The sequence below is a fragment of the Faecalimicrobium dakarense genome (assembly GCF_000499525.1).
In the GTDB taxonomy this organism is placed as follows: Bacteria; Bacillota; Clostridia; order Peptostreptococcales; family Peptostreptococcaceae; genus Faecalimicrobium; species Faecalimicrobium dakarense.
Map to the genome: position 1 here is coordinate 1 of NZ_HG529333.1, position 21519 is coordinate 21519.

Consider the following 21519-nt stretch of genomic DNA (forward strand, 5'->3'; position numbering starts at 1 on the left):
TTTAATTATTTCTTTTTTAGATTTGCTATATTTTCTATTTTATCTTCGTTATAGAAATCTTTATCAATTACAAACTCAGATTTAACTTTTGAGGGTTTGTGTGATATAACATAAATCCTATCTGATAACATTATAGCTTCATCTATATCATGAGTTATAAGAAGTATAGTAGCATTTACTTTATTTTTAACTTCTAATAGCCATTTTTGCATTGATGTTTTTGTTATAGAGTCTAATGCTCCAAAGGGCTCATCTAAAAGCATTATGTCATTAGAATTTATAAATGTTCGTAAAAAATTAGCTCTTTGCTTCATTCCTCCAGATAATTCGCTTGGATATTTTTTTTCATATCCTTCTAGTCCAAACACTTTAAAATAAGACTTAACTTTTTCATACGCATTATTTTCTTTGTATTTTTAAAATTAATGGTAATGATACATTATCTATTATATTTTTATATGGAAGCAATAAATCTTTTTGATACATATAGCTTAATTTTCCATTTATATTAATACTTCCTCTGCTATAATCAGTTAAGCTCGCTACAATATTAAATATTGTACTCTTTCCACAGCCACTTGGTCCAAGAATCGATACAAATTCTCCTTCTAATACTTTAATACTAATATCTTCTAATACTTTAACTTCATCATAACTCTTAGATATACTTTTTATTTCTATCTTAACCTTTTTACTTTGGTAAGAATTCATTTGTATAAGCCTCACTTGCTTTCATATCTTTATTTATTACTTTATAATCTTTTAAGAACTCTGTATAATTATCCCATACACTATCTTTCATTTCTCCCCATCTAGGAGCATCATCTTTATACTTATCTGCTAAGTATTTTTGACTCTCTATTGCTAATTCTTCATTTATTTCTGGAGCATGTTTAACTAATATTTTAGCAGCTTCAGTAGGATTTTCTATTGCATATTCATATCCTTTAGTAGTTGCTTTTAAAAACTTTTTAGCTAAATTTGGATTCTCATTAAGTAATTTTTCACTAGATATTATAACTGGAGTATAGTAATCTAATCTTTTATCTAAATCTTTTAAGGCTATATAATCAAGTTCTATACCTTTTTGTTTAGCTTCTATTCCTGTCCATCCTTCAAATATCCATGCAAAATCTATATTTTTCTTTACCGCTGTAAAGAAATCATCATCACCAATATTAACTACTTTTAAATCTTTGAAATCTTTTCCTTCATTTTTCATAACTACATCAAGTATAGCATCTTCTGAAGGAGAACCCCATCCTCCATAAACTTTTCCTGCAAAGTCTTTAGCTGAAGTTATATTTTTATCTTTTGGTGCAGCAAATCCTGATGTATTATGTTGTATAACTGCTGCGACTGCCTTTATTGGAAGTGGGTCTTCACTAGTTTTTGCAAAGGTCATTTCTTCTTGATAACTTATTCCAAAATCAGCTTTTCCAGTAGCTACTAATGTAGCAGCTCCTCCATCTGATGGTTGTACTATTTCAACATCTAATCCTTCTTCTTTAAAGTATCCATTTTCAAGTGCTACATATAGTCCTGTATGATTAGTATTTGGTGTCCAATCTAGTACCATAGTAACCTTTTGATTTTTATCCTTACTATCTATATTTTTATTATCTTTGCTACAACCTGATAAAGTACCTACTGTAAGTATACTTATTAATCCTAACGATAATAATTTATTAAATTTCATAATATCCTCCCTAATTTTTATGTCTAAGCACTACTTTTTTTATAGCTTGTACAATTGCGACAAATACTAAGCTAAATATTACTACTAATATAGTTGATGCAAAAACCTTATCTAGTGCATAAGCACTTTTTGATCTTACCATATATACTCCAAGTCCCTTTGTTCCTCCTAACCATTCAGCTACAGTTGCTGCAACGACTGCATAAGTCGCTGATATTTTAAGTCCTGAAAAAAGTTTATCCAAGGACATTGGAAACTTAAGGTGTATAAATGTTTTTAATTTATTAGAGTTCATAGTTTTAAATAGATTCAAATAATCTTTGTCTATATTTTCTATCCCATCTACAAAACTTATAAGTATTGGGAAGAAACAAGTTAATGTCACCATTATTATTTTAGGTAGTGAATCAAATCCAAACCAAATTATAAGAAGTGGTGCTATTGTTATAGTTGGTATGGTTTGAGATACAAGCATTATTGGATAAACACACTTTTTAAACAATGGTATAAAATCCATTAGTATACCAATACTTATTGATAATATTATTGCAACTATAAAACCAACTACTGCTTCATTTAAAGTTACTATTGTATGTGTATATAAGTTTTGATAATCTTTAAAAAATACTTGTATAATTTCACTTGGTGATGGTAACACGTATTGCGGTATTTCATATATTTTTACAGCACTTTGCCAAATAACCAATATAAATAAAAATGTAAGTATAGGATATAAACTATTTTTTATTTTATCTATGGTTTTTAAGTTTTTCATCTATTGTTATGCCTCCAGCTTTTTCATCCACTCTAGCTATTGTTATAACTCTTTCACATCCAAGGCTAAAAGGTATTTTGTGTATGACTTTTAAAAGGTCAAATACTTCATCAAATTCACCTTCTATAGTAGTACTCATAGCTCCAATTTCATACTTTAATCCACTCTTTGAAATTTCTTCTATACAAGCATCTACTACTTTGTACATTTCTTCTTCCCCTGCATAAGGTCTTAGGGGCATTACAGATACATCTGCTATTACCATTTAAATCATCCTCTCCAAATTATTTTGTCTTAGTTATGATATATTTTGAAGCCTTTTGCCCTGTTAAGTTTTAAATTAGGTCAGTAATTCTATATGATAATAAAAAAGCCTTATCCCATTAAGGATAAGACTTATACTATCTTTTTATTGTCTCCCTACGCTGGCATTATCCAAACAGGTTAAAGGGTCGAGATTATAATCTCCTCTCAGCAATTAGCTCCCCTGATATATTCATTTTCAACTTGATTATACTATACTTATCATATTTTAACAATTATTTTATAGTTACCCAAATTTATATATTTCTATCAATTAGTTATATAAAATTCAATATTTAATAATATTTTGTTAATATAAATCAACTTCTGTAATATAGTATATAATATACGTATACATTTATACAAAATTAGGAGGACAATAATGTTAGACGATTTAAGAGATAAATTTAAAAATTATAAACCTTATATAAATGGATCTAGTGATATGAAAAAAGCTTCTGTCTTAATTCCTATAGTAAAAAAAGAGAATTCTTATTATATACTATTTGAAGTTAGATCTAAAAATTTAAGATCTCAGCCTAATGAAATATCTTTTCCTGGTGGTAAAATAGAACCAGGCGAAGATCCTTATAATACAGCAATTCGTGAGACTTGTGAAGAACTAGGAACATTTAGTGATAATATCGAAATTATATCTGAACTTGACTTACTTGTAACACCAATGAACCTCATAGTTCATCCTTATTTAGGTTATATAAAAGATATTAGAGACTTAAATATAAATAAAGATGAGGTTGATCATATTTTTTTAGTACCTCTTACTTATTTGTTAGAAAATAAACCAACTTATTTTGATAATGAGATACAAATTATTCCTCATGATGATTTTCCTTATGATATAATACCAAACAAAAGAGATTATAAATTTGCTGTAGGCAAATACGATGTGTTCTTTTATAAATATAATAACTATGTAATCTGGGGAATAACTGCAAAAATATTAGAAAATTTCTTAAATAAAATAACTTCTTAAAGAAGTTATTTTATTTTTACTAAAACAAAAGGACACTATATTTAATGGTTATAGCCATTATATATAGTGCCTTTTATAAAAGCATTTACTTTTAGTAAGCTTTTCCCCTTTTGATTTTTATTAAATAGAACTTACAAATTAGTCTATAAATCACCTATTGGTAATTGATTATCGAAACTAAAAGTAATATATTAAAATGAGGTTGTTTTAATATATCTAATCTATTTAATATGATATCCCATTGATATCTCATCATCTATACCCCCAATAGATACTAGTAAAAGATTAGGTATTATCCTAGCTTTTATCTAGTAAGTATAGATACATAATTAATCTTCATTAACTATGTAATAATATATTAACCAATTGTTAAATTTAAATTCGTTTATTTTTATTTTTTTAATACAAAATTTGTAATTTACATTAAATTTATTTTATATAAATATTTAGAGTTGTTTATATATATTTTATTTTTAATTGACATTTATTAAATTTTTATATATCATGAATATTAAATAATGCTATAACAAATCAATACCCGATTGAAGCTTTATAGAAGAGCTGCCAAAATGGCACACCGAAGGAGTTGCACTCTCAGGTACTTTTCTTATAAAAGTAGGACTGTAAAGCTTAGGGAACTCTGGAGAGACCTATTATAGGCGCCGAAGGGGCAAGGCAATACTGCTCAATCTCTCAGGCAAAAGGACAGGGACAATATACTTTTTATTAACGTACTCTTTTTGTGCTTTAATTTAACGTATCCTAGTGTATATCCAGAGCTAAATCTTTTAGATTTAGCTTTTTTTATTACACATATTTCGTTAATCAATTTATTAACTACCTGTCAATTAAAACTCTATTGATTTTAGGGCATAAAAAATAAGGAGTGTTTTTTATGAATTTAATTGATGTCTTTAACAAAATCGACTCTTTTATATGGGGTCCACCACTACTAGTACTTTTAGTTGGTACTGGTATATTATTTACTTTCAAACTTGGATTTTTACAAATAACAAAATTACCTCAATCTCTAAAGCTTATATTTAAAGCTGAAAACAGTGGTACTGGTGATATTTCAAGCTTCGGTGCTTTATGTACAGCACTTGCTGCTACAGTAGGAACAGGAAACATCGTTGGTGTAGCGACTGCTATAAAAGCCGGTGGTCCTGGTGCTTTATTTTGGATGTGGATTGCTGCTTTCTTTGGAATGGCTACAAAATATGCAGAAGGGCTTCTTGCTATAAAGTATAGAGTAAAGGATTCTAATGGAAATATATCAGGTGGTCCAATGTATTATATAGTAAATGGAATGGGCGAAAAATATAAGCCTCTTGCTATATTTTTCTCTATAAGCGGTATATTAGTTGCTTTACTTGGAATAGGAACTTTTACTCAAGTTAATTCTATAACAGATTCTATAAATGGAAGCTTTGGTGTAGACCCTAAAATTACAGGTATTATTATAACTATACTTGTTGCATTTGTAATATTTGGAGGATTAAAAAGTATTTCTAATGTAGCAACTAAAATTGTACCTTTTATGGCTACTGTATATATATTAATATGTTCTTTAGTAATTATAACTTTCTTTAATAAAATACCAGAAACATTTATATTAATAATAAAAAGTGCTTTTAGTCCAACGGCTGCTTTTGGTGGTTTTTTAGGTGCTACTGTTTCAATGGCAATCAGAAATGGTATCGCCCGTGGAGTATTCTCAAACGAGTCTGGACTTGGTAGTGCCCCAATAGCTGCTGCTGCCGCAAAAACTGAATGGCCAGCTGAACAAGGCCTTATCTCTATGACAGGTACTCTTATCGATAGCTTAATAATCTGTTCACTTACTGGGTTTGCTCTTATATTATCTGGTGTATGGCAATCAGATTTAAATGGTGCTCTTATGACTCAATCTGCCTTTGAAACTGTTTTACCATCTCTAGGACCATTATTCTTAACAATTAGTTTAAGCTTATTTGCTTTTACTACAATTCTTGGCTGGAGTTATTACGGAGAAAGATGCTTTGAATTTTTATTTGGTGTTAAAGGAATAAATGGATATAGAGTCTTATTTGTTTTAATGGTTTTACTTGGCTCTTTCTTAAAATTAGAATTAGTTTGGATAATAGCTGATATTGTAAATGGACTTATGGCTATACCTAATTTAATAGCGCTTATTGCTCTATCTCCTATAGTTATTTCTGAAACTAAGTTATATTTTAACTATATAAATTCTAGCAAAGATTTAAAAAGTACTCAAAAACCTATATAAATAAATCAAAAGGCATTTAAGATAATTCTTAAATGCCTTTTATTAACCTTCAAATTCTTCTAAAAATATTTTAACAATGTTAGGATCAAACTGGCTCCCTGAACATCTTTTAATTTCTTCACATGCTTTTTTATTTGATATCTTATCTTTATATGGTCTTGAACTAGTCATTGCATCGTATGAATCTATCACACATACAAGCCTAGCCAAGTACGGAATCTCTTCTCCTTTTAATCCTAGAGGATAACCTCTCCCATCCCACCTTTCGTGGTGAGAGAGTATGCATTTTGCGATATGGGCTATTTCATAATTCGACTTTGCAATTCTATATCCTTTTTCTGTATGAGTTTTTATAGTCTTATATTCAGAGTCAGTAAGCTTGCCTGGTTTTAATAAAATATCATCAGGTATTCCTATTTTTCCTATATCATGTAGAGTTGCCGCTAAAACCAGTTCATTAGCACGGTCTTCACTTAAATTCATCTTATTTGCTAATCTTTTAGCGTATTTTACTACTCTGTCTGTATGTTCCTGAGTATCTATACACTTTTCTTTTAATGTATCTTGTAAAGATACTAGCAAATGATTTTTGGAGTTACTTTGACTTGGTAGCTTTTGCTTATAAACTTCATCTTCTGCTTCTTTTAAAATATCATCTATACTTTGATTTAAGTTTCTTTTTGTAGAACATCCTAATGATATACTAAGTGGTATATGTTTGTAGCCTTCCTCTTTACATGCATCTTTTATTTTTTTACATAAAATTTTTGAGTCTTCATATTCAGTATTTGGTAGCAAAATTACAAACTCATCTCCACCCCAACGAACTATTAAATTATTCTTTTTGCAAACCTTTTTTAAAACATCAGTTATTTGGATTAAAAGTTCATCTCCTTTTAAATGGCCTAATGTATCATTTACAATCTTTAATCCATCAACATCTCCCACTATTAGGCTAAGAGGCAAATAACTTTCCTTATTCATATCCTCTACTTTTTTATCAAAATAAGCTCTATTATAAACTCCTGTAAGCTTATCTATATAACTGAGTTTTTTTAAATCTCTTTCTAGTAATATTCTTGATGTTATGTCTCTTGATACTCCTACAATACCCCAAATTTTACCATTATCATCTAATATAGGAGTTTTGATACTCTCCATATATTTTATATTTTCATTATCTTTTATCTTAATGCGATTGACTTCCTTTGTTTTGCTGTCAATTACTTTACTATCTGTTTCAACAATCTTTTTTATAAGCTTACTATCTTTTACTATCTCTATATCTTTTTTATTTATAACATCTTCTTTTTCTAGATTATAGTAATCTTTCGCAAATGCTATATTACAATCTAAATAAGTACCTTCTATATTTTTATAAAAAATTGAATCTGGTATAGTGTCCATTATAGTTTTTAATAAATTTTTTTGCCTTATTATTTCTTCTTCGTTTTTCTTTCGCTCTGTCTGATCTTGATGTATGGCCAAAAAACCAACTATTTCATCTTCATCTTTTATTGGAGCTATATAACATTCTAAAAATAAATCACCTTGATATCCTGTAAATAATTTAGCTTTGTTTAATTTTAAAACTTCATCATAATTACCTGTATATTCTATTGCTAATTCTTTTTCATATAAATCAAATAAAGTTTTTCCTAAAACTTCTTCTTTAGATTTATTTAAAGAATCACAAAAAAACTTATTTGCAAAAGAAAATTTTCTATCTATACTCATCATCCATATTGAATATGGAACGGTATCTAATAGTAATTCTAATAAATTATCAAACATCTATACTTCTCCCATATTTTTAATTTACTCTCTAAAAAGTCCTAAGACATATAATCTTAGGACTCTCATAATAAACCCTTATTTTTTAATTTTATACTTCTAAAGTACCATTTAATGAGAATGTTTTTGTATCATTTATCTTTACCATAACTAATTTACCAACTAAGTCCTTAGTTCCTCCAGTAAAGTGTACTAATTTATTTTGTCTAGTTCTTCCTGTTAATACATTTTCATCTGTCTTGCTTGGACCTTCAACTAAAACTTCAACAGTTTTACCTTTGTAGCTTTCATTTATCTCAGCACATATTTCATTGACTTTATTTAATACTTTATTAAATCTTTCATGCTTTACACTATCTTCTATTTGATTTTCCATTTCAGCTGCTGGCGTACCTTTTCTCTTTGAATATATAAATGTAAATGCAGAGTCATATCTTACTTTTTCAACTACATCTATTGTATCTAATAAGTCTTCTTCAGTTTCCCCTGGGAATCCTATCATTAAATCTGTAGAGAAAGCTATTTCTGGAACTTCAGCTTTAGCCTTTTCTATTATTTCTAAATAATATTCTTTAGAATAATGTCTATTCATTTTTTTAAGTAAACTTGTACTTCCACATTGAACTGGTAGATGTAAGAATTCGCATACTTTATCACAATCTCTTATAGCATATATCACTTCATCTGATATATCTTTTGGATGAGAAGTCATAAATCTAATTCTTTCAATTCCATCTATATCATTTACCATTCTTAAAAGCTTTGCAAATGTTACTTGTTCTTCTAAAGTTTTTCCATATGAATCAACATTTTGACCAAGTAGTGTTATCTCTTTAGTACCATTTGCAACTAGTTCTTTTATTTCATTCATTATATCTTCTGGTGTTCTACTTCTTTCTCTACCTCTTGTATAAGGAACTATACAATAAGTACAGAAGTTATTACAGCCATACATTATATTTACAAATGCTTTAAGTTCAAATTTTCTACTACTTCTAAGACCTTCTACTACTTCCCCATCAACATCCCAAACATCAACTAACATTTTACTTGCATCCATTGACTTAGTTAATAGTTCAGGGAATTTATATAAATTGTGAGTACCAAATACTAGGTCTACATGGTTATATTTTGATTTTAATTCTTTTACAACATGAGGTTGTTGCATCATACATCCACAAACAGCTATTTTTAAATCTGGATTTTTTCTTTTTGCTAATCTTAAATGACCAAGATTTCCATATACTTTAAGTTCTGCATTTTCTCTTACTGCACAAGTGTTGTATATTATTAAATCACACTCATCTACCATCATTCCCCTATCATATCCCATTTCTTCTAACATAGATGATAATTTTTCAGAATCATGTTCATTCATTTGACAGCCAAAAGTTTGTATCATATATTTAGGCTTAGTTTGATGTATCGCATAGAATCTACTATTTTTTTCTGCTACTACCTCTATAAATCTATCTTGTTCTTGTATTTTCTCAATAGGAACTTGTACTTGTTTTCTTTTTCCCATAGTATCTCCTCCTTAGTTATAAAATCTTACAAACATACATACTAAAAATTATTTTTTAATTTTCATATATTTAGCTTAAATTTAAGTTAAATATATCTTCTATTTCTATAAATTTTCCATTTAAATTAATGTTTTTAGACTATTATTTAGAATTTCATTTGAAGTTAATTATATCAAATTTGAATAATTTTTAAAAGATATTAGATTTAAGTTTTAAGTATCAATATTTATATATTGGAAATAATAATCTATTATATCATTTTGAAAGAGGATAATTAAATGGTTATAGTTTTAATAAGAAGTATTATATTATATATCGCAGTATTAATATCACTTAGAGTAATGGGAAAAGGCGAAATTGCTGAAATGAATGCCTTTGACTTAGTTATAACACTTTTACTAGCAGAGGTTGCAGCTATCCCTATGGAAAATAACAATATTCCAATATTATATGGGATTGCATCTATAACTGGTCTTGTTTTTATGCAAACTTTTATATCTTATTTCGCTTTAAAAAGTAGAAGACTTAGTTCATTTTTATCTGGAAAACCTGCTATTTTAATTAATAAGGGTAAAATTGATTATAAAGTTCTAAAAAAAGAAAGAATAACTATTGATGAAATTTTTGAACAACTTAGAGTTCAAGGTTTCTTCAATATTGAAGATGTTCAATATGCTATTTTAGAAACTGATGGAAATTTAAGTGTAATTCCATCACCTACTAATGATAGTAATTCTTCTAAAGAGTTTAAACATTTACCAATTTCTTTAATAATAGACGGTCAAATAATTAATAATAGCCTTAAAAGTGTATATAAGGATAAAGATTGGCTTTTTGATATTTTAAAATCTAATAATATCAATAATTACAAAGATGTTTTAGTTTGTATATTAGATGAAGATGATAATATATTTATTCAAAGAAAAGATAGCAACTAAGTTGAGGTGATTCTATTGAAATCTTTTATTTATGTTTTGATATGGACTATTTTGTTTATAATATTTGGATTTTATGTTACTAATGAAGTTGGTAATTTTACAGAAGATTATAAGAATAAAGTTACTATAATAGAAAATTATATAGAAGAAGATAATTGGGATGATGCTAAAACCATGATAAAAGATGTCTCTGATTCTTGGGATAAAGAAAAATCTCCTTGGTATAAATTATTCAACCATGAATCGTTTGACTTAATAAGTCTGCATTTTAATATACTGAATAAAAGTATAAATACTAAGGACAAATCAAAAGCATTAGAAAATATAGAAATAATAAAAATTACATTAGAAAATATATTAGAAAGTGAAAAATGTGATTTAAACCATATTCTATAAATATAAAAAAGTAGGCTTAATTTTAAAAGCCTACTTTTTATATTTTTAAACAGTTTTTTCTGTTGCGATTTCATCGTATAAATCATTTTCTCCAAACTTATTACTTACTTTTAGTGCTTTTATTTTTAGTGGTAATGTAAATAAATTTATAAATCCTTGTGCATCTTCATGATTATAAAGATTACTATCTCCAAATGATGATACAGATTGTTCATAAAGGGCATTTTCTGTAAATATTCCAGCTGGTTTTAAATTACCTTTATAAAGCTTTATTTTTACACTACCTGTCACATTATCTTGTGTTGTTTCTATAAATGAATCAATTGATTCTCTTATTTTTGTGTACCATAATCCATTATATATAAGCTCTCCATATTTTAATGATATTTGATGTTTAAAATGTAGAGTTTCCTTATCTAACGTAGCACTTTCTAATATATTATGCGCTTCATAAAGTATTGTCCCTCCTGGAGTTTCATATATACCTCTTGATTTCATTCCTACTAATCTATTTTCTACTATATCAATTACTCCTATTCCATGCTTTGCTCCTATTTCATTTAACTTTTTTACTATATCAACTGGAGAAAGTTCTACTTCATTTACTTTTTTAGGAGTTCCCTTTTCAAAATATATCTCAACATATTCGCTTTCTTCAGATGCATTTTCTAATGAACAGCATTTTTTATATATATTATCTTTATGTTCATTCTCTAAGTACTCTATATCTCCTCCTTCTGTTGATATATGCCAAAGATTTGCATCTACAGAATAAATTTTTTCTTTAGTTGCTGTTATTGGTATATTATTTTTATTAGCATATTCTATTGCATCTTCTCTTGATTTTATATCCCAAATTCTCCAAGGAGCTATTATTTTTATACTTGGATCTAGTGCCGAAATAGATGCCTCAAATCTCACTTGATCATTACCTTTTCCTGTGCATCCATGACATATATATTTTGCTCCTTCTATATGTGCTATTTCTACTAGCTTTTTAGCTATAATAGGTCTTGCTAAAGATGTTCCTAGTAAATATTTACCCTCATATTTTGCTTCAGCTTTTATAGCTTTGAAAATAGTTTCTTTTACAAATTCTTCACTTAGGTCCTCTATATAAACTTTACTAGATCCACTTTTTACTGCCTTTTCATAAACTTCATCCATATTTTCATTTTGACCTACATTTGCACATACAGCAATTACCTCTATATCATAATTTTCCTTTAGCCATGGTATTATAATCGACGTATCAAGTCCTCCTGAGTATGCTAATATAACTTTTTCTTTCATAATCTTTACCTCCTACTATTTATAATTTATATATTTAACTTCATTAGTTTTTTAATTTTTTTCTATAGCTTGTGCAAAATAAAAAAAAGCCCCTTAGTATAAAAATACTAAGAGGCGAAATTTACCGCGGTACCACTCTTATTGATAAATTATTATAATTAGAGTTAAATATTGCATAAAAAATACAATTATATATAATAAAAAACGCCTCTTGGTTTAAAACCAAGAGACGAATTATTATCCGCGTTACCACTCTAATTGATAAAATAAATTTATCCACTCTTTCTCTTAAGGCGAGACATACCTACTATCCTACTTAAAAGTTCAGATAGTATTCTCCAAAGCTCTCTTCACTTAAATTTCTTTACTAGGCTTCCACCATCCCCAGTTCTCTATTAAATACATTTAAGTTACTCTCTTTTTCATAGAATTTTAAATATTAAATTAATAGTTTTAATCTTTTAAATAATAGTAGTTCAAATTATCATTAATGTCAATTATATAAATTTATTTTTATAAATTTAATATTTTACCTTATATAGATATAATCCTTTTGCTGGTGCTGTATCAGATGCTTTAGCTCTATCTTTAGCTTCTAACATAACTTTTATATCTTGTGGAGATTTTTTTCTTAAACCAACTTCTAATAATGCGCCTGCTATTATTCTCACCATGTTATATAAGAATCCATCACCTTCAACATAAATTTCTATCAAATCATTATTTTCTTGTATTGATATAGACTCTATAGTTCTTATGTTTGATTTTTTCTTAGATTTTGATGATGCAAAACTAGTAAAATCATGTTCACCTATTAAAAATTGACTAGCTTCTTTCATTAAATCTAAATCTAACCTTTTAGATATATGAGTTGTATATTTTCTTAAAAAAGGATCATGTACTTTACTATTATATATTTTATATAGATATACTTTTGATTTAGCATTATATCTGCTATGGAATCTGTCTTCAACCTCTTCTAATTGAGTAATTACTATATCTTCTGGTAAATACTCATATAAATATGCTTCCATTTTTTTTATAGACATGTCAGAATTTGTTTTGAAATTTGCAACTTGTCCATAGGCATGTACTCCCATATCAGTTCTTCCTGAACCTATTATTTCAATATTTTCATTAGTCATTTTACTAAGTACTGATTCAATTTTTCCCTGTATAGTCATATCATTATCTTGTAATCTTTGAAATCCTTTATACCTTGATCCATCATATTTTATTGTCATTTTTATATTTTTCATATTCTTCCTCTTTCTAGGAATAACTATTCATTATAAATTAAATTGATTCAATCAATTTATTTTTTATCGTTACAGTTATTGCTGTTCCTACACCTTTTTCACTTTCTAATCTCATATTACCGCCATGAAGTTTAACTATTTCATTACTTATAGCTAATCCTAATCCACTTCCTGCTTTATTATAGTCTTCTTGGAAGAATTTGTCTAATACTTTATCTAGATTTTCTGTTTCTATTCCAGCTCCGTTATCTATTACCTTCATTGTAGTAAACTCATCGTTTTGCGATACTATCACCTTTATAAATCCACCATCTGAAGTAAATTTAATAGAGTTTTGTATTAAGTTTATAAGAACTTGTCTTAATCTATTTTTATCACCTTGTACATTTTCTATATTTTCAGTTTCAAATATAGCCTCTAATTTTATATTTTTTTCATTTGATTTTACTCTAAGTTGATTAACTACTCCATTTGCAAGTACTCTAATATCTACCATGTCTATTTGTAGTTTTATTCTATCTGATGCAAGCCTTGAGAAATCAAGTAATTCTTCAACTAATTTTATAAGTCTCTCAGTTTCATCTTGAATAATACCTAGACCTAAATCAAGTTCTTCTTTTCCTATACCATCATAACCAAGTGTTTCACTCCATCCTTTAATTGATGTAAGCGGTGTTCTAAGCTCGTGAGATATAGATGATATAAATTCTTCTTTTAGTTTTTCACTTTTGTCAATTTCAGATGCCATATATTCAAAAGTTTCTGCTAAATCACCGATTTCATCATCAGATATATTTCTATTTTTAAGCTTTATTTTGTAATTACCATGCGCTAATTCATTTGCAAATTGTTTTAGTTCTATTAATGGTTGTATCAATCCTTCTGCAAATCTAAGACTTAAAGATATTGCAATAAGTAAAATGCATATACCTGCTAGTATTAGACCTAGTATTAATTTAAATATAACTTGATCTATATGATCTAGAGATACTGTGTACCTTACAACACCTTCAATTATGTTATTAGTCTTAAGAGGGATAGATATACTCATTACATGTTCATTAGTTTCTGCGATTCTATGTGTATAAGGTACTAAATCTTTAGCATCTTTTAATGCTCTATCCACATCTTCATAATCTGCCTTTTCATTGGTTTTAAATCCATATCTATCTAAAATTATATTCTTATTTTTATCTATAATTGTAACTGCATATCTAGAGTTATATTTTAGATTTTCTTTTTCAATTATATTGTTTACTTTCTTTTCAAAACTGCTAGATTCCATTTGTACAGTGTTATAATTCGAATTAGTATTTTCAACTACATTTTTTAAATTTTGTCTTACATAGTCATAATAATAATTTTGAATATAAAATATAAATAAACCTTCAAATAATGTAACTGTTATAATAATTATTGTAAAATAATTTTTAATTATCTTTTTTCTTAGACCCTCAAAATGTAGCACTATTATTCTTCCTTTCTAAAACAATATCCATAACCCCAAATAGTTTGTATATATTTAGGTTTTGATGGGTCATCCTCTATCTTATTTCTTATTCTTCTTATATTTACGTCAACTATCTTAAAGTCATAAAGATAATTAGTTCCCCATACTTCATCAAGTATTTGATCTCTACTTAAAGATTGCTTAGCATTAGTCATTAGGTATTTTACTATTGAAAACTCAGTTGGTGTAAGTTCAATTTCAGCTCCATCTTTAAATAACTTTCTTTTATCTAAGTCAAGAGTAAATGGTGCTGACACTATCTCACTATTTTTAGGAATACTATCATCTTTTTTCACTCTTCTTATTAGCGCTGACACTCTAACTAATAATTCTTTTATACTAAATGGCTTTACTATGTAATCATCGGCTCCTGATATAAACCCTTCTATTTTGTCATCTTCTTGAGCCTTTGCTGTAAGCATTATTATACCTACTTGATCAAAATTTTGTCTTATATACTTACATACGTCTATACCACTCATATCAGGTAGCATTACATCAAGTAATGCCAGTTGTATATCTTTTTCACTATTCATCTTTTCTATAGCTTCTTGTCCGGTTCCAGCTTCTATTATTTCATAACCTTCTCTTTTTAGATTTATACTCACAAAACTTCTAATTCCAATCTCATCTTCCATTATTAATATTTTTTCCTTCATTATATCCTCCAAATAAACTTAATATATTAGCGAGAAAAACTCTTTTATTGTTTCTTGATTTAATTTTAGTTTTTTCATTTCTGCTTCATTATCTATGTATAATATGTATGTATTCTCATCATTTTCATTTAAAATAAATCCATTTTGCGGCACAATTGACTTATTTTCATCCATTACTTTCTTGTTATTTAAAGATATTGTAAATAAATTAACTTGCTTATTTTTATCAGTATCATAATAGTAGAATTTAAATAAAGGGCTCTCACTTAAGTAATCTTCTTTTACAAATAATTTATTCATTAAATTATTTGGTATAAGTAACTTAAAATTGTACTGATAATTATAATATCTTTGAACTATAAATACTAATCCTGAGTTTTCTTCAGTTTTTCCATTCCATTTATACCAACTTACATATGCTGAATTTTTGACAGTATAAATTTTTCCACTTCCATTTACAATTGGTATATCTATAACATTATCTTTATCTTTATCTGTATTTTCAACTGGTATATAATATGGTTTCATTATATTTTTGTCAGAATCACTAAATGCCTTTTTTAACTTATTGTCTTCCATATATAACATTTGAGTCATATAATTATTATCTTTAATGGTTGGCATATCTAGTACTATACCTTTTTTATTAGTTGCTATATTTCCTATAGTTATATATGAATCACTTAATCCTCTAATATTTTCAAATTCTACATGATCTTTATACTCTAAGGTTTTATTAAAATTGGCCATACTTACATAGACTTTATTTGTTTTTGTATTATAGTGCATAAGTAGAATATCTATAATATTATCATCATCCATATGACCAATTTTAACTTTCATATCTTGTAAGTTACTTATATCTTTTAACCATGTCGGATTTAAAGTATATACTTTTTTATTTTTCCTTCTTTATAAGAATAAATATGAAGGTTAGTTTTTTCATTTCCTTTAATCAGTAAAATTATCTCTTTATTTCCATCTCCATTTAAATCATAAAAATTAGCATACTCTATTGAATCTCCTTTTTGGAGTAAATTATCTTTATTAGTATACGTATCATTTGGATTTTTACTTAATATCAAAAATCCAACTTCTTTTTGGTCAGAGTTCATAATTTCCTTTTTCTCAAATGCTATTATCTCATCTACTCCATCGCTATCTAAATCAACTTCGTTAATCTTTCCAACTTCACTTGAATTAGATGGAAGTATTAATGAAGAGTTTATTGAAGGAAGTTGCTGCTTAATAGCATTATATAATGCTTCTTTTTTTTCATTATAGACAGGTTTATCTTTTATTAGCTGTTCTGGAGACTCAGAATCTATACTACAACCTGTAGTAAAAAGAACTAATAAACTAGCTAAAACTGTCAATCTTGATACTTTCATCCAAAACCTCCATTTTTAGTTTTACTTAAAATAATCTTTAAAATTTTTTATTCGATTTTCTTCTTCTTCGATTTTACTTATTTCCATTTCTCCTCTTCCTAGTCTATCACATAACGACAATAGTGCAACCTCTTTATAGTCTACTTCACTTAGCATATTTTGAGGTTCAAAAAATGGAAGGTTTTTATCAAAAAACAAGGGTTGCATGTGCCATCTAACTAATTTAGATACTTTCAATTTAAAATCTTTATCATCTGTTAAAGCATCTAAAAATTTAAATGCTATTTTCTCACCTTCTATATCATGATTATACGATGTAATTCGATTTTTTCTTATTCTAGTTGTAGTTAGTTTTCCTATGTCATGTAGAAGTGCTGCCCACATAAACACCTCTTTATTTTCAGAATGGTCTTTATATTTACTAGCGTTATCTACTACCAACAATACATGATTTAATACACTTCCTTCAGGATGATATTTTTTATTTTGTTCTATGTTTTCTAATTTTTTAATTAGCTTGAAAGGTTCTATATCTAATTTCCCCTCTCTTATTAGACGTTTTATATCCTCAGAAGGTTTCATACTTTCTAATAAAATTTTATTTAATTCATTAAATGTATTTTTATAAACCATAAAACCACCACTTTCTAAATATTGTCATATTTTTTGTGTAAAATTTTTATTTTATATTTATAAATAAAAAAAATAAAAGCTTAGCATATATACTAAGCCTTTATTATATTTTAACACTATTTGTATTATTTATTTACATTTTTCTTTAATATTTTACATATTTACTTTTTAGGAAATTTATCTTCTGACCATACTAAATCTTCAAATTTACTTTTTAAATTTTCTTCATTAAACTCTTCTTCTGTTTGCTTTCCTCTAAATGATATAGAGTCTGAACTTTCTTCATTTATATACTCATATTCATCTTCATTTGCTTCTTCTACTTCTATTTCATTTTTTACTTCTAATTCTTCTTCTTGAATATCTTGTTTTCTTCTTCTTTTATTTTGACTTACATTTTTTTTGTGAGATTTTTTAGATTGTTTAGGTTGTTGAATAGCTTCTTCAGTTTCTTGAATTGGTGTTACCTCTTCATATGCTTCAGTTTGAGATTGTTTTGAACTTTTTTTAGATTTTGCATTTGTCTTTTTATGTTTGTCTACTGAATCACTACTCGGTTTATTGTTTTTGTGCTTACTAGTCTTTTGATTTTTACTTTCACTATTTGTACTTTTGCCTGGTTTAGATGATTTAGATGATTTAGATGATTTTTTACTATTTTGTTTATTTTCTTCAACTTTATTACTACTTGATTTTTTAGATGATTTTTTCGTTCCTAATCCTAAATTTAATTTTAAGCCACCAGATTTTTTTTCAGATTGACTTTCTAATCCAAGTTCTGCTCTTTTTTCCTCTGGAACTAAATCATTTAATATTATCTCGTTGAAATCTTCTGTGTATTGTGTTTTATTTTCAGCGGTTTTTTCCATTTGATTTGAATGCGAACTTTTAGATACCTTTTTTCTTCTATTTCCATTCATTCTAAACATTATGACACCCCCTTAAAATAATCTTTCTATTATATATATTATATTAAGGGGGAAATTATTAATTTATTTTTTAGGCGGCTTAGGCCCAATATATTGGTACATGTTAGTTTTTAACATACCATTATATAATTTTCTTCTTTTATCAGCTTCTTTTCCAAATTCATTTTCAAACTCTTCATATGAAGTTATTAAATAGTAAGACCAGTTTTTAAGTTCTCTAAACGTATAACCTAAATGCTTATAAAGAGTTTGTACGCTTTCTTTATCTTCTAATCTCTCACCATATGGTGGATTTGTAACTATAAATCCATATTCTTCATCACTTTTAAAATCAAGGGCATTTCCTACTTTAAATTCTATATATTCGTCTACTCCTGCGATTTCTGCATTCTCTTTTGCTATTTCTATCGCTTCCTCATCTATATCATATCCATAAATTTTAAAGCTGGCATCTTCATCTATTGACTCGAAAGCTTTCTTTCTTATATCCCACCATATCTTTTTATCTATAGTTCTCCATTTTTCAGATATAAATTCACGATTAAGACCTGGTGCCATATTAATTCCCATCATTGCAGCTTCAATTAAAACAGTTCCTGAACCACACATAGGGTCTACTAATGTTCTACCTGGACTCCACGGAGTTAAATACATCATTGTAGCTGCTAATGTTTCTCTTATTGGAGCAGCATTTGCTTTTTCTCTATATCCTCTTTTATGAAGTGCGTCTCCCGTTGTATCTATAGATATAGTTACTTTGTCTTTGTGTATAAATACATATATAGGATATTTTTCTTTGTCTTCTTTTATTAATCCATCTTCCATATAGCTCTTTTTTAAACTTTCAGCTATTGCTTTTTTAACTATAGATTGTATATCTGTTGTACTATATAACTTTGACTTTATAGATGATGCTTTAGCTACTGGAAATTGTGCTCCATAAGGAATGTATTTTGACCAATTTATTCTTTTTGTATTTTCAAATAATTCGTCAAAAGATTTAGCTTCAAATTCTGCAACCTTAAGGTTTACCCTCTCAGCACATCTTAGCCACATATTAGCTTTAGCTATACCATCTTCGCCAGTTTTATAAGTTATTCTTCCGTCTTCTGTTTTTAATATTTCAAATCCCAAGTTCTTTATTTCTCTTGCTAATAATTTTTCTACACCAAAAAAGCAAGGTGATATTAATGTATAGTTTTTCATGTCTTCCTCCTATTTTTCGATTGTTTTGTTCATACTTCCCATTTTATATCCGTTCATATCTAAGGTAGTATATTTAAATCCAATTTCTATAAATTTATTATTTGTCTTTTCTAAAATATCATTACTAAAGAATTTATGTATTTCATCTTTATCTACTTCAATTCTTGCAATATCTCCATGGTGTCTTACTCTAAATTGAGTAAATCCTAATTCTATTAAATATTGTTCACCTTTTTCTATCATTTCAAGCGTTTCTTTAGTAATTCGTGTTCCATATGGAATTCTAGTTGCAAGGCATGCAAAAGCAGGTTTATTATGGGTACTTAGTCCCAATTTTTTTGATAGGATTCGTATATCTTCTTTAGTCAAATTACATTCTCTAAGGGGACTTATTATATCTAATTCTTCTAGTGCCTTAAGACCTGGTCTATAATCACCTATATCATCTAAATTAGTTCCATCTACTACATATTTAATATTATTCTCTTTTGCTATTTCTTTTATTTTTCTAAAAACTGCAGTCTTACAGTAATAACATCTTTTAGGACCATTTTCTAAGAATTTTTCTAAATTAAAATCTTCTATTTCTAAAATAACATGCTTAATATTAAAATTTCTTGCGTATTCTTTTGCTTCATTTATCTCAACGTCAGAGTGCATCATTGCATGAATGGTTACTGCTATAGCATTATCTCCTAATGTATCTTTTGCTACCTTTAATAAAAAGTTACTATCTACTCCTCCTGAATATGCGACAGCTATACTTCCTAATCCTTTTAACCTAGATTTTAAGTTTTCTAGTTTTTGACTAAGATCCATTATACTCCCTCCAAAATTTCGCTAAATTAGTTATATAAAACATATAATATTTTAAAATTAAATCTACTTACTAGATTAGAGTCTAGCCTTTCTATTATACATTAAAATCCATTTTTAGTACAAATATTATTTATATATAAATACTAAACTCATATCATTTGATAATTTATGATAATTATTGTATCATAAAATTAGTTAGGGGTGAGGCAATGAATATTAATTATGACATCTTACAAAATTTCCTTAGATGTAATAAAAATATTAAATTGAAGTTTAGAGAAAATACTAATATTTTAGATGTAATTATTTCTAGTGAAATTATTTTAAGTTTAGAGTTAAGTAGTAATAATATAGAAGAACATAGTGATATAATATATAATTCTATAACTAATTTAGATGGAATTACTATGTACATACCAAAAATATATATTAAATAGAAATAGTGTAGATTAAGTCTACACTATTTTTTAGTTTTTTTTATTTTTCTAATAACTATTGGAACCATAATCATACTACCAACTAATGAATCTATCATATCTACCATAGTATCTGTAAGTCCTCCTGATTGAGTATTTAGACCGCCAAACACATCAAGTAAAAACTCTGTAATTTCACATAAACTAGATATTCCCATACTAAATGTAAATAAATATATAACTATAAAAAACTTACTCATTTTACTAGCTAATTCTTCTTTATTAAAGTAATTTAGTATTGAAAATGCCACACTAACATTAATAAATCCAGACCAAAAGTGTAAAAAATCATCATAATGATTTATTTTATCGTATAATCTATAACAGCTTCCAAGTAAAGATGAAGATAAAATAAAAAGTACAAGTACGTTGTATAATTTATCATTAATTAACTTATTATATTTTTTGCTTCCTATATATAATACAATTGTACCTAATAAACATGCTATAGATGTTCCTGATTTACCGCCTTCTTTATTTATAAAAAAATATATAATTGAAAATATATATACAATACTTAAAGCTATAGTTAAGTATTTTTTATCTTTAATTTTATCCAATTTATTTCCTCCTATTTATCTTTTTATATTATTGTTTACTATATACATAAAAAAAATTCGCATCTCTTGGTCAACGTATCTACCAAACAT

General features: G+C 27.0%; 21 protein-coding genes, 1 pseudogene, 2 riboswitches and 1 other annotated feature. Of the genes and pseudogenes, 5 read left to right on the top strand and 17 right to left on the bottom strand.

The window, feature by feature from the left end:
- Positions 1-5: 5 nt before the first annotated feature.
- The 4 genes and pseudogenes from BN899_RS20815 to BN899_RS09340 all read right to left on the bottom strand — a co-directional run bounded on the left by BN899_RS20815 (position 6) and on the right by BN899_RS09340 (position 2739).
- Positions 6-711 (bottom strand): annotated as a pseudogene (locus tag BN899_RS20815) (ABC transporter ATP-binding protein).
- Positions 692-1699: an ABC transporter substrate-binding protein gene (locus BN899_RS09330; protein WP_042274867.1), complete on the bottom strand. Its 1008-nt coding sequence runs from the start codon at positions 1697-1699 to the stop codon at positions 692-694. The pseudogene BN899_RS20815 and the gene BN899_RS09330 overlap by 20 nt, the downstream one beginning before the upstream one ends.
- Before the next feature lie 10 nt (positions 1700-1709).
- Positions 1710-2474: an ABC transporter permease gene (locus BN899_RS09335; protein ID WP_042274868.1), complete on the bottom strand. Its 765-nt coding sequence runs from the start codon at positions 2472-2474 to the stop codon at positions 1710-1712.
- On the bottom strand, positions 2449-2739 hold the full coding sequence (locus tag BN899_RS09340; RefSeq protein ID WP_042274870.1) for an MTH1187 family thiamine-binding protein: 291 nt from the start codon (positions 2737-2739) through the stop codon (positions 2449-2451). The genes BN899_RS09335 and BN899_RS09340 overlap by 26 nt, the downstream gene beginning before the upstream one ends.
- Before the next feature lie 135 nt (positions 2740-2874).
- A riboswitch (TPP riboswitch) is annotated at positions 2875-2973 on the bottom strand.
- A gap of 186 nt (positions 2974-3159) precedes the next feature.
- On the opposite strand from BN899_RS09340, the gene BN899_RS09345 reads away from it, so the two are divergent.
- Together BN899_RS09345 and BN899_RS09350 are read left to right on the top strand one after the other, a co-directional pair.
- The gene (locus BN899_RS09345; protein ID WP_081712220.1) at positions 3160-3771 is read left to right on the top strand and encodes an NUDIX hydrolase; all 612 of its coding nucleotides are present in this window, start codon (positions 3160-3162) and stop codon (positions 3769-3771) included.
- 630 nt (positions 3772-4401) lie between these two features.
- Positions 4402-4490: riboswitch (glycine riboswitch) on the top strand.
- Between the two features lie 176 nt (positions 4491-4666).
- Positions 4667-6040 carry an alanine/glycine:cation symporter family protein gene (locus BN899_RS09350; protein ID WP_042274874.1) on the top strand — a complete coding sequence of 458 codons (1374 nt, stop codon included), beginning with the start codon at positions 4667-4669 and terminating at the stop codon, positions 6038-6040.
- A 42-nt stretch (positions 6041-6082) separates the two neighbouring features.
- On the opposite strand, the gene BN899_RS09355 is transcribed toward BN899_RS09350, so the two are convergent.
- Entirely contained in the window at positions 6083-7834 is a 1752-nt protein-coding gene (locus tag BN899_RS09355; protein WP_042274875.1) for a sensor domain-containing diguanylate cyclase/phosphohydrolase, read from the bottom strand.
- 91 nt (positions 7835-7925) lie between these two features.
- On the bottom strand, positions 7926-9359 hold the full coding sequence (gene miaB, locus BN899_RS09360) for a tRNA (N6-isopentenyl adenosine(37)-C2)-methylthiotransferase MiaB (protein ID WP_042274876.1): 1434 nt from the start codon (positions 9357-9359) through the stop codon (positions 7926-7928).
- A gap of 279 nt (positions 9360-9638) precedes the next feature.
- Here miaB and BN899_RS09365 point away from each other — a divergent pair, with 279 nt between their 5' ends.
- Both BN899_RS09365 and BN899_RS09370 read left to right on the top strand, forming a co-directional pair.
- Positions 9639-10298, top strand: coding sequence for a DUF421 domain-containing protein (locus BN899_RS09365; RefSeq protein WP_042274877.1), 660 nt, complete (start codon positions 9639-9641; stop codon positions 10296-10298).
- Positions 10299-10313: 15 nt separating this feature from the next.
- Positions 10314-10694, top strand: coding sequence for a DUF4363 family protein (locus tag BN899_RS09370; RefSeq protein ID WP_042274879.1), 381 nt, complete (start codon positions 10314-10316; stop codon positions 10692-10694).
- Between the two features lie 45 nt (positions 10695-10739).
- Here BN899_RS09370 and BN899_RS09375 read toward each other — a convergent pair whose 3' ends face one another.
- The 10 genes from BN899_RS09375 to larE all read right to left on the bottom strand — a co-directional run bounded on the left by BN899_RS09375 (position 10740) and on the right by larE (position 20393).
- Positions 10740-11987, bottom strand: a complete 1248-nt coding sequence (locus tag BN899_RS09375; protein WP_042274880.1) for an argininosuccinate synthase — start codon at positions 11985-11987, stop codon at positions 10740-10742.
- A 222-nt stretch (positions 11988-12209) separates the two neighbouring features.
- Positions 12210-12422, bottom strand: a binding site (T-box leader).
- Between the two features lie 86 nt (positions 12423-12508).
- On the bottom strand, positions 12509-13246 hold the full coding sequence (truA, locus tag BN899_RS09380) for a tRNA pseudouridine(38-40) synthase TruA (RefSeq protein WP_042274881.1): 738 nt from the start codon (positions 13244-13246) through the stop codon (positions 12509-12511).
- A 37-nt stretch (positions 13247-13283) separates the two neighbouring features.
- The gene (locus tag BN899_RS09385) at positions 13284-14714 is read right to left on the bottom strand and encodes a sensor histidine kinase (protein WP_081712221.1); all 1431 of its coding nucleotides are present in this window, start codon (positions 14712-14714) and stop codon (positions 13284-13286) included.
- Positions 14715-14716: 2 nt separating this feature from the next.
- Positions 14717-15415: a cell wall metabolism DNA-binding response regulator WalR gene (gene walR / locus BN899_RS09390; protein ID WP_042274883.1), complete on the bottom strand. Its 699-nt coding sequence runs from the start codon at positions 15413-15415 to the stop codon at positions 14717-14719.
- Positions 15416-15433: 18 nt separating this feature from the next.
- Positions 15434-16258: a hypothetical protein gene (locus BN899_RS19780; RefSeq protein ID WP_052356777.1), complete on the bottom strand. Its 825-nt coding sequence runs from the start codon at positions 16256-16258 to the stop codon at positions 15434-15436.
- Positions 16259-16296: 38 nt separating this feature from the next.
- Positions 16297-16806 (bottom strand): hypothetical protein, encoded by a 510-nt coding sequence (locus BN899_RS19785; RefSeq protein WP_052356778.1) that lies wholly within the window; start codon positions 16804-16806, stop codon positions 16297-16299.
- Positions 16807-16827: 21 nt separating this feature from the next.
- The gene (locus BN899_RS09400; protein WP_042274884.1) at positions 16828-17439 is read right to left on the bottom strand and encodes an HD domain-containing protein; all 612 of its coding nucleotides are present in this window, start codon (positions 17437-17439) and stop codon (positions 16828-16830) included.
- Between the two features lie 161 nt (positions 17440-17600).
- Positions 17601-18368: a hypothetical protein gene (locus BN899_RS09405; RefSeq protein ID WP_042274885.1), complete on the bottom strand. Its 768-nt coding sequence runs from the start codon at positions 18366-18368 to the stop codon at positions 17601-17603.
- A gap of 63 nt (positions 18369-18431) precedes the next feature.
- Positions 18432-19574, bottom strand: coding sequence for a THUMP domain-containing class I SAM-dependent RNA methyltransferase (locus tag BN899_RS09410; RefSeq protein WP_042274887.1), 1143 nt, complete (start codon positions 19572-19574; stop codon positions 18432-18434).
- Between the two features lie 9 nt (positions 19575-19583).
- Positions 19584-20393, bottom strand: a complete 810-nt coding sequence (gene larE, locus BN899_RS09415) for an ATP-dependent sacrificial sulfur transferase LarE (protein WP_042274888.1) — start codon at positions 20391-20393, stop codon at positions 19584-19586.
- 209 nt (positions 20394-20602) lie between these two features.
- Here larE and BN899_RS09420 point away from each other — a divergent pair, with 209 nt between their 5' ends.
- Positions 20603-20830 (top strand): hypothetical protein, encoded by a 228-nt coding sequence (locus BN899_RS09420; protein WP_042274890.1) that lies wholly within the window; start codon positions 20603-20605, stop codon positions 20828-20830.
- Between the two features lie 23 nt (positions 20831-20853).
- Here BN899_RS09420 and BN899_RS09425 read toward each other — a convergent pair whose 3' ends face one another.
- On the bottom strand, positions 20854-21429 hold the full coding sequence (locus BN899_RS09425) for a membrane protein (RefSeq protein ID WP_042274891.1): 576 nt from the start codon (positions 21427-21429) through the stop codon (positions 20854-20856).
- Between the last annotated feature and the right edge of the window lie 90 nt (positions 21430-21519).